This window comes from Bradyrhizobium sp. th-b2 (assembly GCF_000426785.1).
In the GTDB taxonomy this organism is placed as follows: domain Bacteria; phylum Pseudomonadota; class Alphaproteobacteria; order Rhizobiales; family Xanthobacteraceae; genus Bradyrhizobium; species Bradyrhizobium septentrionale.
This window is the reverse complement of sequence record NZ_AUGA01000028.1, coordinates 54,810-68,526: the sequence shown is the minus strand read 5'-3', so window position 1 is coordinate 68,526 and position 13,717 is coordinate 54,810. Positions and strand designations below refer to the sequence as shown.

General features: G+C 60.4%; 18 protein-coding genes and 1 pseudogene. 13 read left to right on the top strand and 6 right to left on the bottom strand.

From position 1 onward, the window contains the following. The first annotated feature begins 2 nt into the window (after positions 1-2). The 3 genes from K359_RS0129640 (at position 3) to K359_RS0129630 (ending at position 3,232) form a co-directional block, all read left to right on the top strand. On the top strand, positions 3-1,160 hold the full coding sequence (locus tag K359_RS0129640; protein WP_029082567.1) for an acyl-CoA dehydrogenase family protein: 1,158 nt from the start codon (positions 3-5) through the stop codon (positions 1,158-1,160). Positions 1,161-1,284: 124 nt separating this feature from the next. Continuing rightward, positions 1,285-2,094 carry an enoyl-CoA hydratase/isomerase family protein gene (locus tag K359_RS0129635; RefSeq protein ID WP_029082566.1) on the top strand — a complete coding sequence of 270 codons (810 nt, stop codon included), beginning with the start codon at positions 1,285-1,287 and terminating at the stop codon, positions 2,092-2,094. 31 nt (positions 2,095-2,125) lie between these two features. Continuing rightward, positions 2,126-3,232, top strand: coding sequence for a nitronate monooxygenase family protein (locus K359_RS0129630; protein WP_029082565.1), 1,107 nt, complete (start codon positions 2,126-2,128; stop codon positions 3,230-3,232). Positions 3,233-3,408: 176 nt separating this feature from the next. Here the strand turns inward: K359_RS0129630 and K359_RS0129625 are convergent, their stop codons facing one another. Next, positions 3,409-3,666, bottom strand: coding sequence for a hypothetical protein (locus K359_RS0129625; RefSeq protein ID WP_029082564.1), 258 nt, complete (start codon positions 3,664-3,666; stop codon positions 3,409-3,411). Positions 3,667-4,056: 390 nt separating this feature from the next. Between K359_RS0129625 and K359_RS0129620 the strand changes: the two genes are divergently transcribed. After that, positions 4,057-4,389, top strand: coding sequence for a hypothetical protein (locus tag K359_RS0129620; protein ID WP_245284760.1), 333 nt, complete (start codon positions 4,057-4,059; stop codon positions 4,387-4,389). Positions 4,390-4,410: 21 nt separating this feature from the next. Here the strand turns inward: K359_RS0129620 and K359_RS0129615 are convergent, their stop codons facing one another. After that, positions 4,411-4,644 (bottom strand): hypothetical protein, encoded by a 234-nt coding sequence (locus tag K359_RS0129615; protein WP_029082562.1) that lies wholly within the window; start codon positions 4,642-4,644, stop codon positions 4,411-4,413. Positions 4,645-4,955: 311 nt separating this feature from the next. Between K359_RS0129615 and K359_RS53350 the strand changes: the two are divergent. Continuing rightward, positions 4,956-5,855: pseudogene (locus K359_RS53350) on the top strand (MBL fold metallo-hydrolase). Between the two features lie 10 nt (positions 5,856-5,865). Next, entirely contained in the window at positions 5,866-6,384 is a 519-nt protein-coding gene (locus tag K359_RS0129605) for a metallophosphoesterase family protein (RefSeq protein ID WP_245284759.1), read from the top strand. A gap of 125 nt (positions 6,385-6,509) precedes the next feature. On the opposite strand, the gene dinB is transcribed toward K359_RS0129605, so the two are convergent. Continuing rightward, entirely contained in the window at positions 6,510-7,613 is a 1,104-nt protein-coding gene (dinB, locus tag K359_RS0129600) for a DNA polymerase IV (RefSeq protein WP_029082560.1), read from the bottom strand. 192 nt (positions 7,614-7,805) lie between these two features. Between dinB and K359_RS0129595 the strand changes: the two genes are divergently transcribed. The 4 genes from K359_RS0129595 (at position 7,806) to K359_RS61655 (ending at position 9,724) form a co-directional block, all read left to right on the top strand. Then, positions 7,806-8,018 carry a hypothetical protein gene (locus K359_RS0129595; RefSeq protein WP_063618962.1) on the top strand — a complete coding sequence of 71 codons (213 nt, stop codon included), beginning with the start codon at positions 7,806-7,808 and terminating at the stop codon, positions 8,016-8,018. A 771-nt stretch (positions 8,019-8,789) separates the two neighbouring features. Further along, positions 8,790-8,963, top strand: coding sequence for a hypothetical protein (locus tag K359_RS61665; RefSeq protein WP_156928722.1), 174 nt, complete (start codon positions 8,790-8,792; stop codon positions 8,961-8,963). Positions 8,964-9,254: 291 nt separating this feature from the next. After that, a complete protein-coding gene (locus K359_RS61660) occupies positions 9,255-9,431 on the top strand; it encodes a hypothetical protein (RefSeq protein WP_156928721.1) in 177 nt (58 codons plus the stop codon). Positions 9,432-9,508: 77 nt separating this feature from the next. Beyond that, a complete protein-coding gene (locus K359_RS61655) occupies positions 9,509-9,724 on the top strand; it encodes a hypothetical protein (RefSeq protein WP_156928720.1) in 216 nt (71 codons plus the stop codon). A gap of 327 nt (positions 9,725-10,051) precedes the next feature. Here the strand turns inward: K359_RS61655 and K359_RS0129585 are convergent, their stop codons facing one another. Beyond that, a complete protein-coding gene (locus tag K359_RS0129585) occupies positions 10,052-10,945 on the bottom strand; it encodes a 3'-5' exonuclease (protein WP_029082558.1) in 894 nt (297 codons plus the stop codon). Between the two features lie 339 nt (positions 10,946-11,284). Between K359_RS0129585 and K359_RS0129580 the strand changes: the two genes are divergently transcribed. After that, positions 11,285-11,497 carry a hypothetical protein gene (locus K359_RS0129580; protein ID WP_029082557.1) on the top strand — a complete coding sequence of 71 codons (213 nt, stop codon included), beginning with the start codon at positions 11,285-11,287 and terminating at the stop codon, positions 11,495-11,497. 16 nt (positions 11,498-11,513) lie between these two features. Here the strand turns inward: K359_RS0129580 and K359_RS0129575 are convergent, their stop codons facing one another. Both K359_RS0129575 and K359_RS0129570 read right to left on the bottom strand, forming a co-directional pair. Beyond that, positions 11,514-12,179 (bottom strand): SOS response-associated peptidase, encoded by a 666-nt coding sequence (locus K359_RS0129575; RefSeq protein WP_029082556.1) that lies wholly within the window; start codon positions 12,177-12,179, stop codon positions 11,514-11,516. 10 nt (positions 12,180-12,189) lie between these two features. Beyond that, entirely contained in the window at positions 12,190-12,396 is a 207-nt protein-coding gene (locus K359_RS0129570) for a hypothetical protein (protein ID WP_029082555.1), read from the bottom strand. Positions 12,397-13,244: 848 nt separating this feature from the next. On the opposite strand from K359_RS0129570, the gene K359_RS64680 reads away from it, so the two are divergent. Together K359_RS64680 and K359_RS64675 are read left to right on the top strand one after the other, a co-directional pair. After that, on the top strand, positions 13,245-13,469 hold the full coding sequence (locus K359_RS64680; RefSeq protein WP_245284758.1) for a hypothetical protein: 225 nt from the start codon (positions 13,245-13,247) through the stop codon (positions 13,467-13,469). Between the two features lie 100 nt (positions 13,470-13,569). Next, positions 13,570-13,713 carry a hypothetical protein gene (locus tag K359_RS64675; protein WP_245284757.1) on the top strand — a complete coding sequence of 48 codons (144 nt, stop codon included), beginning with the start codon at positions 13,570-13,572 and terminating at the stop codon, positions 13,711-13,713. Positions 13,714-13,717 lie beyond the last annotated feature (4 nt).

Genomic DNA, 13,717 nt, shown 5'->3' with positions numbered 1-13,717 from the left:
TCGTGGCCGCCCCCGTGCTATCGTCATCCGACCCGGATGGGCTCGATCTGTTCCGCACGACCGTCCGCCGCTTCCTGGCGGAAGAGGTTGTCCCGAATGCCAACCCTTGGCGGACAAGGGGATACATCGATCGGGCGCTGTGGCGGAAGGCGGGTGCGCTCGGGCTGCTCTGCGCCAGCAGTCCCGAAGAATATGGAGGCGGCGGAGGCAGCTTCCGGCACGAAGCTGTCATCATCGAGGAATTGGCGCGGATCGCATTCCCCGATTTCAGCGTCCCGTTGCAGAATGTCATTCTGGCACCGTACTTCGCGCAGTACGGCACCGAAGAACAGAAGCGCCGCTGGTTGCCAGGCATGGCGCGCGGTGACCTGGTCGCGGCGCTTGCGATGAGCGAACCGGGTGCGGGGTCGGATGTGCGAGCGATCCGAACCCGGGCGCGCCGCGAGGGCGACACGTATATCGTCAACGGGCAAAAGACGTTCATCACCCACGGTCACACCGCCGACTTGATCTGCCTCGCGGTCAAGACTGATACAGGCGAGGACGCCGGTGTCCGCGGCTTCAGCCTGCTGGTGATTGAGGCCGGTGAGACGTTGGGATTCAAACGCGGCCGCAGGCTGGACAAGGTCGGGCTCAAGGCACAGGACACGGCTGAACTGTTCTTTGAGGACGCGCGGGTTCCGGTTGCCAATCTGCTGGGAGGCGTCGAAGGCCGCGGCTTCTATCAGCTGATGGAACAGCTTGCGAAGGAACGCATCAATATCGCGATGCAGGCGCTGGCCCTGGGCGAAGCGGCGCTGGCCGAGACCGTGGCCTATGTAAAGCAGCGCGAGGTATTCGGCAAACGTCTGATCGATTTCCAGAACACGCGGATCGTGCTGGCCGAGGCCAAGACTGCGATGGTCGTCACACGCAGCTTCGTTGAAGTTTGCATCGACCGGCTGATCGCCGGAACGCTCGATGGCGAAACCGCGGCAATGGCAAAGTGGTGGGCGACCGAGAAGCAGTGCGAGGTCATCGATAACTGTGTCCAGTTGCACGGCGGCTACGGCTACATGCTCGACTATCCGATCGCCAGGATGTGGAGCGACGGACGAATTCAAAAGATCTGGGGCGGCTCCAATGAGGTCATGAAGGAGCTGATCGCGCGGACGCTTTGATGTTGGACGAGGCCACGACCGCTCCACAGTCGGGCGACGTAGGTCGTTGGCGATGATGAACGAAGCCGCAGACATGATGATCGGGGCCTCGAGGCCTGAGCATGATCACAAGCCGGAGACAGGGATGAGCCAGTACGCCAAATACGAGTGCCTGAAGATCGAGGTCGCGGACAAGGTCGCAACCGTGACCTTGAACCGCCCGCAGGCGCGCAATGCCATCAATCAGAAGCTGATCCGCGAGTTGCGGACGATCTGGGACGATCTCGCCGACGACCATGCCGTCAATGCCGTGGTGCTGACCGGCGCCGGCGATTTCTTCAGCGTCGGCGGCGATGTGAAGGCGATGTCGGAGCGTCCGGGCGGCGACGTACTCGAAGAGGGCGAGGTGCATGACCCCATGATCAGCCGGCGGGGTGTCACCCGTCAGCTTGAGCTCGACAAGCCGATCATCGCCGCGATCAACGGCGATGCTATCGGCCTCGCGGCCACCCATGCGCTGCTCTGCGATATCACTGTGATGGCAGAGGATGCCCGGATCGGCGATACCCACGTTTCGCGCGTCGGCCTGGTTGCGGGCGACGGCGGCACCGTGATCTGGCCGCTGCTGATCGGCATCAACAAGGCCAAGGAGTTCTTGATCCGCGGCACGCTGCTGAAGGGCAAGGAGGCGGAGCGGATTGGGCTCGTCAATCACGTCGCGCCGCGCGCGGAAGTGCTGGCCAAGGCCCGCGAGATCGCGGTCGAGCTCGCAAACGGACCGACCTGGGCCATTCGCTGGACCAAGCTGTCGATCAACCAGATCGTCAAGGAGCGCGTCAACATGCTGCTGGAGGCCTCGATGGCGCTCGAGCAGGTGACATTCGAGACCGCCGACCACAAGGAAGCGACGATGTCGTTCAAGGAGAAGCGCAGACCAAGATTCGGTCAGACCTGAGTTTATCTGCAACCTGAAGATTGGAACGCCCATGCGCAACCGCATCACTGAAATGTTCGGGATCGAGGTTCCGATATTTGGCTTCACGCATAAGCCGGAGGTCGCAATCGAGGTAACGAATGCCGGCGGCATGGGCGCCTTGGCGGCCAGTTACTATCAACCGGACGAACTCGAGCGAATTCTCACCGACATGGATGAGAAAACCGGCGGACGTCCGTACTGCATTGACGTCCTTTTCGCAAACAAGGTCGGCGAGGTCGTGCCGCTGTCCGAGCGGCTCAAGGCGCTGCCGAAGCAGCATATCGATTTCGTCGAGAAGATTCTCGATGATGCAGGCATACCGGCGCTGCCCCCGGATGTCGAGGCGCAGATGCTGCGTGAAAAGCCGCCCGGCCATGGTCACACGGAAGAGGGCGTCCTCGAAGTCCTGGAGATCGTCGTCAGACATCCGCAGGCCCGGTTTGTGCTGAGCGCAATGGGGGCGCCTCCGGCCTATGTCGTCGACAAGCTGCACGGCCATGGCATCAGGGTTGGCGCCATGGCGGGTAGTGCCGAACACGCGCTCAAGCACGTCCACGCAGGTGTCGATCTGATCGTCGCGCAGGGAAGCGAGGCCGGGGGGCATACCGGTACGATCTCCTCCATGGTGCTATGGCCAGAAGTGGTTGATGCCGTCTCTCCGATACCAGTTCTTGCAGCGGGTGGCGTTGGCAGCGGGCGCCATATCGCCGCTGCCCTTGCACTTGGCGCTGAGGGCGTGTGGTGTGGCACGATATGGCTCGGATCTTCAGAGAGCGAGTTATCTCCTGATATGCGCAAGCGATTTATCGCGGCGCGTTCGCAGGACGCGATTCAGAGAAAGTACGACACCGGAAAGCCGCTGAGGGGGCTCCGCAGCAAGTGGACGGATGCGTGGGATGCGCCGGGAGCACCGGAGCCCTTGCCGCTGGCGGCTCAGAAACTGCTCGTTGCTCCGGCGCTGAAGCGGCTAGAGCTGGCCAATGCGGCCGACTATATGGGCTATATGGCGGGACAGGTCGTTGGCAGGATCAAGGATGAGCGGTCGATCCATGACATCATGGACGGCATGAAATCCGAATGCGTTGCAGTCCTTAAGGGTCTGAGCGCTACTGCTTAGGGCAGCGCAGCGGCAAACGCCGGAACAGTCATCGTCAAGCACGGCCGTCGCGGCCGTTGGCATCATCACCACGACCACCACCACGGGGTCGTTGTGATCAAACACCGGCACTAATGTTGATTTGAATGTCGATTTGGTGGATTTGAAGGGCTCCCCCAAGTGGGGGCCCTTTCGCGTTAATTAAGGACCTTCGGCAGCACGACAACGACGTCGATATCCTGGCAAAGAATTTGAGACGCGACGATCGAGATATGCACGGCGAAATTGTCCTCGATCTCCGATGCAGTGGCCTCATCTTTGGCATAGACGTAAAGCAGCGGTCCGTCGACCTCGGCGAACCGGATCCCGGCGAATACACGATCGAACGTTCCCGCGCCGACCGCGAGGGCCATTCTTGCCTGGATGGCGTAATCCTGGATTTCGGTCAGGTCCATTTTGCTACCGCGAGGATAATCAGTTGCCTGAACCATTGATATTTACGGCTCTGACGCGAACAAGGGGCATTGCAATTTGTGTAGCGTCTCCGCTGGCTCGCGGAAATCGTCGTCTTCGCGCGTAGGTATCGCGGTTAAGGATGGCTTCCTGAGGGGCCGGCGAGCGAATTGCCGTCTCATGTCCGCGTTCGAGCAAAAGCGCGTCGTGGCGTGCTTTCCTTCGACACGACCGCCTTCCTCCTGGTGTGAAGCGCTATCGATGAGTAGCTCGATTTCCCCACCCAGTTTGGGAGCCTTACCAATGGGCGGTCCGCTGGATTATAAGAAGGTTGGGATCAGCCCGGTACATCCGAGGGCCCAGCCATCTCATGGCTCAACAAGGCGTCTAGAGTGCAGAACCCGGAAGCAGTCGCCGCCATCGTGTCGGCTCTTCGACATGCGCACGGCGACAACGTTGCCCGCGCCTTCCTCGCTGACGGTGTGAGTCTTGCTGCGCTTATGGACGCGGTGTTTTCTCTTCCGATAAAGAATAGCGAGGCGGTCAGGACGATTGCCAGAGCGCTTGAATCCGGAGATTTTGTCATCTCACCCGATGTCGGGCCGCTTTGGCACATCAAATATGTCCACAGCCAGCCTGGCTCGATGACTGTAGTCGACATGGTGGTGCTAACGCCGGACAAGGCGTTCGCCAGTAGCGAAATCTCGTTGCGGCTGCGCGTGTGAAGCCGGCGTTGAGGCAGCGATCTATTGCAGCTCCTGGATATGACCGGTGCTATCGACGAGAATGGACCTTACCTTTCCATTCCGCGTTGCTTTGAACGTCTTGATCTTGCCGGATGGCACCTCCCGGATTTGCGAATAGCCCGCGGCCTCGAGCTTAGCCTTGATATCGTCCAGGGTAAGGGCATGGGCGGCTGGAAAGGCGTTGAAGATCGCCAGAAAGCAAAGGGCAAGAAGCTTTTTTGCCTTGATGTCCATTAGCCGAGTTTGGTTGCTGATGATGACGTCTCGCTAACCAGCGGAGGCGGTCCAATTCCTGCCGTGTCTAGCAGGAAGGAAATAGGGAATCCTTGAGATGGTTCCCGGCAGCCGGAGGTCGTTCGATAGATGGGGCGCAAATGGGCAAATCGCCCGGAATTGCTGGAATGGATGGATCTATCCGCGGCACGTCCTTGTCCGATCCGCGGACTCCCGAAGGACGGCTCTCGGCGGTGTCGAGGTCTATTCTGGAGCGGGCTCCGTTCGCAGGCTTTGAAGCCCCGCTGCTTGCTAGGTAAGTTGGCCTGATCATGTTCAACCTGACTTTTCTCGGCACCTCGGCCAGCGTGCCATCCGCCGAACGCAATCATCCGGGCCTTCTGGTCGAGGCCGGAAGCCATCGGATCCTCGTGGATTGTGGGGAGGGGACGCAGCGGCAGCTATTGCGCAGCGGCGCTGGCTTCCGGCGGCTGGATCGCCTCCTGCTCACTCATGCGCATTTTGACCACGTGCTCGGGATTCCAGGACTCTTTTTAACGCTTCGGCTGCGTCAGAGCGAGGATCTCGTGACTATCCACGGCAGTCCAGGCACGCTCGATGTCGTCGTCAGGATGTTGGCCGGGCTCTGGGGCGAACGCAGAGCGCCGATCCCGTTGGAGCTGGTGCCGCTGCAGCCGGGCTTGGTCCTCGACGCCGACGAATTTTCGGTCGGCTGCTTCCCGGTCCGTCATCGCGACACCGACAGCTACGCTTTCGACTTCAAGAGCCCGCCACGCAGCCACCCTTCGCGCTGACCCCCTGGCGGCACTTGGCGTGCCTGACGGGCCGATCCGGAAGGACTTGGTTGAGGGCCGCTCGATCACCCTGGCCGACGGCCGAACCATCGCTCCGGAGAGCGTTCTGGGGCCGCCCGAAGGGGCCAGGAAGCTTGTTGTCGTCGGCGACACCGAGACGACCGACGGTTTGGCGGAGTATGTGGAGGGGGCCGACATGCTGATCATCGAAGCCACCTTCCTGGCGCGCGATGCTGAGCTCGCGCGTGACTACGGACATCTCACCGCGGCGGAGGCGGCATTACTGGCGGCGGCAAACGGCGTCAAGCAACTCGTCCTGACACTGGGCGCTATCCGGATGAAGAGATCCTGGCGGAGGCTACGCGGGCCTTTCCGAATAGCCGCGTTGTGACAGATTTCACAACCATTACCATCTAGGCGATCCCTCTTGGACAACATCGGTTCCCCCGCGGCGAAAACCGCGATCCCGGCGAACGCGAAGGCGTTCAGGGTCGGCATCATCTCGGATACGCACGGCCTGTTGCGGCCAGAAGCGGAGCGTGCGCTGGCTGGCGTCGACCACATCATCCATGGCGGGGACATTGGTCAGCCCGGCATTATCACGGCGCTGCGCCGGATCGCGCCGGTCACAACGATCAGGGGGAACATCGACAGCGGCGATTGGGCTAGCGCCTATGCTGACACCGAGCTCGTACGGCTTGCGGGACGGACGATCTTCGTATTGCACGATCTCAAGACGCTACGAATCAACCCCGTTGAGCGCGGCATAGACATCATCATCTCCGGCCATTCTCACGTGCCGAAGGTCGACACAGTCAACAACGTACTCTACGTCAATCCCGGCAGCGCCGGCCCCCGGCGGTTCAAGTTGCCGATCACGCTTGCGACGCTCGATATTACGCCTGACGGCCTGCGACCGGTCATCCATGACCTTGCGGCCCGTTGAACTGTGCGGGTGTGCGGGCGCACGGATATGAGGGACGGAGGGCCCGCGGCTCGGCCTGTCCAACGTGGTGATGGGTTCGGCATCCAGCGTGTCTTCGAGAAAGCCGACCGCATTGATCGATAGCGTCAAATTGGCAGGTCCAGTTGAGGTCCCGCTTGATCCTGGTCGTGGAGCGCGGAGAGCGAGACGCCCAGTAAGCGTACGGACTTCCGGAAGGGCATTTCGTGCAGCAGCAGGCCGATAGCCAGGCGCTCGAGGTCAACGCGGCTTGATACCGGGGCTGATATCGATCGGCTGCGCGTAATGATCTCGAAATCAAAGAACTTGACCTTTAGCGTTACTGTGCGCCCGCGGGTGCCGGTGCTTTCGCAATGCCGCCAGACCTTGTCGATGAGCTGCTGGAGCTCCGCCGCCAGGGCATCGAACGCGGCCAGATCGGCCGAGAATGTGTTCTCGGCGCCAATCGACTTCCGGACCCGATTTGCCCGCACGGGGCGCTCGTCGACGCCGCGTGAGATCCAGTAATAGTAGGTGCCCGATTTGCCGAAGTTCGCGCTCAAGAATTCGAGTGATTGATTGCGGATGTCCAGCCCTGTGAAGATGCCGAGGGCGTTGAACTTGGCTGTCGTCGCCGGGCCGATGCCGTGGAATTTGGCGACGGAAAGATCCTCCACGAAACCGGGTCCGATCTTGGGCGTGATGACGAACTGACCGTTGGGCTTGCGTTGGTCGGAGGCGAGCTTCGCCAGGAACTTGTTGTACGAGATTCCGGCGGAGGCGGTGAGCCCGGTTTCGGCAAGGATCTTGGCTCTGATCGCGGTCGCGATCTCGGTTGCGAGCGGGATGTTCTGAATGTTCTCGGTAACGTCGAGATAGGCCTCGTCCAACGACAGCGGCTCGAAAACTTTCGTGTGCTCGGCGAAAATGTCCCGGATCTGCCGGCTGACGGTCTTGTAGACCTCGAACCGCGGCTTCACGAAAATCAGGTCCGGGCACTGACGCTTCGCGGTGATCGACGGCATTGCCGAGCGAACCCCGAACTTCCGGGCCTCATAGCTCGCTGCGGCCACGACACCGCGTTCCGCGGAGCCGCCTACGGCCAATGGCTTGCCGCGCAGGTCGGGATTGTCCCGTTGCTCCACCGACGCGTAGAACGCGTCCATATCGATATGGATGATCTTGCGCTGGCGGGCCTCGCCGCTGTTCCGCGCTCGGTCCGACGAGCTCATTCGGGAACAATACCTCAAGCTGCCCCGCGCGGGAATGACGGGGAGAGCGGGGAAAACTGCCATTCCCAACTGGCTAGCCAAACCTCGTCGGGCTCATGCTAGCGGACTTGTTGTCGGACCTGGCGAAGTCACCACAGGCAGCGACCGCTTGGTGCTTCGCTGGCATGCTTGTTTTTTGTAATGGGCATTTTCATGAAGAAGTTTGACGAGCGGACGACCGCTAACCTCGACGTTGTTCTGGACGACGCTTGCCGCGACCTCCCGAACGGCGGTGGCCACGAGACCAGGAAGTTCATTGCGCGGAAGCTGCTGCGGGCAGTCCAGCAAGAGAAAAAGACGCTTGGAGCTCTCGAGCGTGTCGCTCGCCAGGCACTGCGGGGACTCTTGGAAGGGCGTCCGGCATAATAAGCCATGCAGGGTCCGCGGTTTCGCAATTGAAGCCGCTCGGAACTATCGGGCATGCGCACATAAGCGGGGACTCCATGTATGACGTTTATCTGAACAGGAGCAACGAGCTCCTGGTTGTTGCTCGAGGCGGATCTATCCCTTCGGCGATTTCCGGACGATGGCGCAAACAGAAGCGTGTCGTCCGGTCCGTCAGCCACAGCATTCGCGACGACGTGCGGCGGCATGGTTACCACCACCGCAACCTGGCGAAGCGATTGGTCGCGTCAGCGAGGGCAGAGCTGCAGTAGAGCGATTGGATTGGCGCCCCTGGCGCCGCAATCCGCAGTCGGCGCGAGCATTTCGAACTAGCGCCGAGCCTCTTGCTCCGTCTTCACAGAATTGAAGCCATGGCAACGAAATACATGGACGGCTTCGTACTTGCCAACGGATGGTAGCTCGGCCAACAAGGCCATGTGGCGACCGCAAACGTCACATTTGCATGCGAGCGCTTCTATCTCCTGCCTGGACATCGTTGGCATAGCGAAGTTCCCCATACGCTATCCGCTGAGCTCCCCATGATGGGCCTCGGAGCGTGTTCGTTGTATCCGTGTGAGTACGGAGAGAGCCTGATCTACTGCAAGTCGAACGTATCCAACGACAGCCTCGCGATTTTGATAGTCCGTCTGGGTCATACAGGTTGTGCCAGAAGAGCATGCTCCAAATGGACCAGGCTTTCGTGGTGTCACAGCGCTCTGGAATGTTGACGGTCAGCTTCGGATATTCAGCGGCATGACGATCAAGACGCCTCATTTTCAGCCTGAAAAGACAAAGGATGGTCGCTGGTTTGTGGCGGTCAAGACTGGCAATGGGCCGGATTCTCACATCGGAGACTTCGATACGGAAGCCGATGCGGAGCGTTGGATCGCCACCAAGGCGAAATACTGGCCGGGTAGAGAGAACTAAATCGCTGGCTCCCGGAATTCTGAAGACCATCACCTTCTTAACGACGGACGAACTGATGCGGCCTTAGCTCAAATGGGTCAGACGCAAACGAATGGCCGCGTTGCAGCGCGAAACTGGGGCAACCTGATTTACGTTCCTGTTTGGTCGGCTATCGCTTCTGTTTGAGGCAGGGGCAATTGGAAGTGGCTGGCAGGGGCCGTCCGCTTTTCCAAGTTACGGACGGCCCCAACTCCGGGGCTCGAGGTCAGAGCTGCCAGAGCGGCTTTCGATGCAGAAGGAGCGTATTGCCATGTGGCGCAATACCGGCTGCTACTGCTTGTATTTGCCACCAAAGGGCAGGCCAAAATGGTGGCAAAAGAATTGAAGCGTGCCGATGCCGCGGCGATCAACCTGGAAGTTGGCCCAAGGCAAATATTGGGGAGCGAATCCCAGAACGCCAAGGAACAGTCAGCGTTCACTGGACGTTAGCGCTCGTGCGAGAAGTCCACTGGTGCGTGTGATGACGGACGATGGCGAGCGCCGCGACCGGGCGCAAGGGAGCGTATATGACTGACGGAAACCCCATTGCACCAACTGCTACGCCGGAACAGCGAATAGATCAGGCTTCAGAAGCGATCCGTCGAATGGCTGAAGACGCCGTGTTCGAACCTCTGCCGCAGCAGGATCGGTGGCTGCAGCTCCTGACCGAAGCGACAAGAGCGGCTCCGCTTCAATCACTCGCCTTCGCATTCCTGCTAGGGGTTTTTCTGGCTCGTCGATAGCCTGGACACCGGTTGGCCGACGAGAGCATTTCGCCGCCTCAAAATACTCCCTGGTTGCAAGTCAAAGGATAGGAGCAAGCGGTCAAGCGCAATCACTCTTCCCCACCACTGTTCCGCGTTGACAGTGTGGCGTCTCTCGATGGGCCCATGCTCCTCTCCTTCCCAGTCGCCGATCGTGACGCAAGTAGCGCATCAATAATCAGAGTGAGCCGTGACCAGAGATGGTTCGCCGTTCATTCGCAACACTGGCAACTACGGGCAGCCGGCGGACCTCGTCGCTGCGTCGCGTTCGAACTTCCTTGCGACCGCTGGCCGGGGGCGGGTTGTTCAGACCCTTACGGAAAAGCGCTCGAACGCAGTGAGTATCTGGATCCGGATCTCGACGTCTCTTTGATAGATCGTTCCCCGCAGGTATTCAATCTCGGGTGGCTGATCCGCTTCGTCAACGTCGATGTACCAGGACCGCGGCCGGCCATCGGCGCCGTCGCTCCAGCGATACCCGCGCCGCTTGAGCTCGTCCTTGAGCTCGAACGGCGACTGCTCGGCCCAGACCCTGATCGTCTTGCGACGGGCGCGCTCGAGCAGCAGCGAGAGCACGGTGCGATCGAGACGGGGCAGGGTCATTGCGAGGATCTCGAGCAGCGCACGGCAATCGTCGACCGCCCGGTGTGCCTCATGAAATAGCCCGGCCTTCATCAGGAGATAGGACAGGCGCGATCCCTCGAAGCCATGGCTGCGCCATTCGACTTCGCTGACCGAGCAGGCCCAGGCCTTGTGTGTGAAGAGAGGCGCGTAACGCTCCATGAACTTGCGGTCGAAGCCGGCATTGTGGGCGATGACCACGACCGCATCGGAAGCGAAGGCGTTGATGCGCTCGACGTCGAGGTTCTGGCCTTCGACCATCTCGTCGGTGATGCCGGTCAGCGCGGTGATCTCGGCGGGAATGGCGATCGACGGCTGGTTGAAGCAGCCGAAGGTGTCGATGACCCGGCCGATCCTTCCATCGGCCAGATAGCTGAACTTGACCATCCCGAGCTCGATGATCTCGTCACGCGCCGGATCGAGACCCGTGGTCTCGACGTCGAGCAGGATCGCGGTCCTGGTCGATTGCCCGTCGCTAGGGGTGAATTCGGAACGTGGAACCAACCGGCGCAGCACCCGGTAGTCGGGCGACTGCTCCAGCATGCCTGCGATTTCGGCCAAGGTCGGTTGAACGGTCATATCGGGCGGCGGACCCAAATTATCTGGCGGATGGTCTCCAAGCTTATCCGATCAGAATGGACCGGGCACGGCAGCACCTGTGGATAGGTCTCTGGCCGGCGGTTGGAACGGCTTTCCTCGCCCGTGGAACCGGCTTGGCGATCCAGAGCAGTCCTGCGCGCCGCCGGCTGCGGGCGGGCTTTCGTAGGCCGTGCCGCCTCGCGTCACGGCCTCGCGGACTCGATCCCTCGTGCCGTGACCCGGTCGCGCGATCACAATATTCTGTAAAAACGAAATATGCCTCGACGGAACACCCAACTCACTTTTATCATGGTGCCTTGAGACGGTAAGGTGGTCGTGATGGCAGGTCAGCAGGTCAGGTCTTCGGACCTCGTCGAAATCGCTCGCAGAAGCGGTGAGTTTCGGAAGCACTATGGTGTCGTGCTCGGAGCATTTCTGTACCTCAGCTCGATCAGCGCGGCGCGGCCGCGTTCGATCTGGTGGAGTGGCGTGATCACGGCGCTGATCGGCGCGGCTGTCGTTTGGCTCAAGAGCCGGAGCAGCGGTGGCTAGCGAGCGGGTCTTTGCGTCAGGCGGCGGGTGCGATGTCCTCCTTATCGGGGCCGCGCATCACGATCTGGAGCATGTCATCGGGCAGGGGGCGTTGCAGTGCCTTCGCCTCATCCCAAGAAGCTCGCATCCAAACGTCACGCTCTTCTCCGCTGGTCAGGATCACCGGCATTGCCTTTGGATGGATTGGCTCGACGACCGCATTGGCTGACGTCGTTAGGAAGCCGTAGACGAGGTGAGGGCCGGCGATCGGCTTCGACTTGGTGCCGCGGTCGCCCCTGAACTCGGTCCAGATGCCGGCGAAGCAGAACAGCGGCCGGCTTTGCTCGAGCGCGAACCAGACGACGTCTTTCTTCTTCGTCTCCGGATTTGGCTCAGGGGCGTACTCTGCGAAATTGTTTGCCGGCACGAGACAGCGGTGCTCCGGCTTCAGCCACCCGCGCCAATGCGGCGACGAGGTGTTGCGGATGTTGGTGACCGGCGGCCCGCCGGTCTTGGGTGGAGGGGGCATGCCCCAGCGCATCAACGCCATTTCTTCGGCGTCGCCGGCATGTCTGATCACCGGTGCAGGATAGTCCGGAAAGACACCGGGCATGGGCGCGAGATTGCCGACATACCGGTTCATGTGCCTGAACAGGCCGGCGATCGCCGCCTGGTTGGTTGTGATCGAATAGAGATTGCACATTCGGCGTCGTCTATCCCGTATGGGTCCGAAAGCGCCCCCGCGCGTAGGCGTGCGAGACGGCCTTTCTCAATTCGATAATCTCGGATTCCAGGAAATTGTTCGCAACGATCTGGGCGCGAATGGTCGCCCGCTGATCGCCGCCGCAAAAAGCGATCGCCTGTTCAACTGCGGCCTCAAGTCCATCGTCCTGTTCGTTCGGCTTCGAGACCGAGGACATGGCCTTGTTCCAGGTTGACCGTCAATGGCAAATGTTCTTCTTATTTTGTTCCTATGGAGTCAAGCGGTGCTGGCCTGTTTTATCCGCTAGTGGCCTAGTTTGAATTTGGGAGTGGCAGGTTTTGAATTAACCGAGTTGGGCGGCCTCTTTTCATGCCAAGCTCAGCAAATGCTCGATAAGCTCTATGTGCTTTTCGGTTGTTGTGCTCGCTTGACACAGATCAATTGCAGCGCACGAAATCTCTGTATGACAGCCATAAAGGTCCACCGTCTCACGAACGCTTCCGTAGGCCTGACTCTGTCAGCGAGGACGTGGTATTCCACGAAATAAAAGTCGACCCATCCAATAAAGCGCGCATCTACGGATTCTTCGTGAGCGGTGTGTTCTTCTTAGTCTGGCTGGATCGCAAGCATCAGTGCTTTGAACAATAGTGGCCTATTTCGCATCTGCGAATGGCGTTGCCCTTGTACCTAGCGGTCCGCTACCCGACATACACAATACCGGGGCATTGCTCTTTCCGGGGCTAGCGCAGCGCCACCAAGCATCATTCAGCTTGGGGGCGTTGTTTGGTTTGGTGGCCTATTTTGAAATGGCGCTGCCACAACGCAAAAGCCCGGCGCGTTGGTCAGCGCCGGGCGAATGCTAATATGCTCCTAGGGGGCAAGGCATGATGAAGCGCCCCGACTAGACCGCCGTCCACTCGTAGTCATACGGCTTACTGAAGTGGCCGGTTTTGTTTTGTTGAGTGGCCTATTTCGGCCAGTACCGAGTCAAGCCGCCGTTTCAAGCCGCCATGGGCGTTGGTTCGGGAGAGTTCCGAATGCTACGTCGTCAGGGACGCCGACGGCGTGACGCTTGCATGGCTTTATTGCCGCGACGGCGCGCAGCGCTACAGTTTCGGCGTCGGCCAGCTTTCCTCGGATGAAGCGCGCCGGATCGGCAAGGCGATCGCGCGCATTCCCGAATTCCTGATGCCACGCCTGGGCCTTTATCCACGCGGGAGTGCGGTGGCGCACCGACCGCCCGTATCATTTCGCCCTGGAGGATCGCTATATCCGAGAGCATTGGGATGAGATTGACGCCCTCTGCAGGCTCAACAGCCTGCCCTGCAATGCGACGGGTGAGGTCATACAGAGCGAGGGTGTTTGGAGAGTCTATGAGTTCACTTGGCAGATGGACGCCATTCTGTTCTGGGATCGCTTCGAGGGGCGCTGGCTGCGCGGCACCGAGTTTCACTATCCCGAGCGGCCTGAGAACCTGCCATCATTGAAGCCGCTCGAGAACTGGCCGAAGCCCAACCCGCGCGATTTGCGCTGATCGC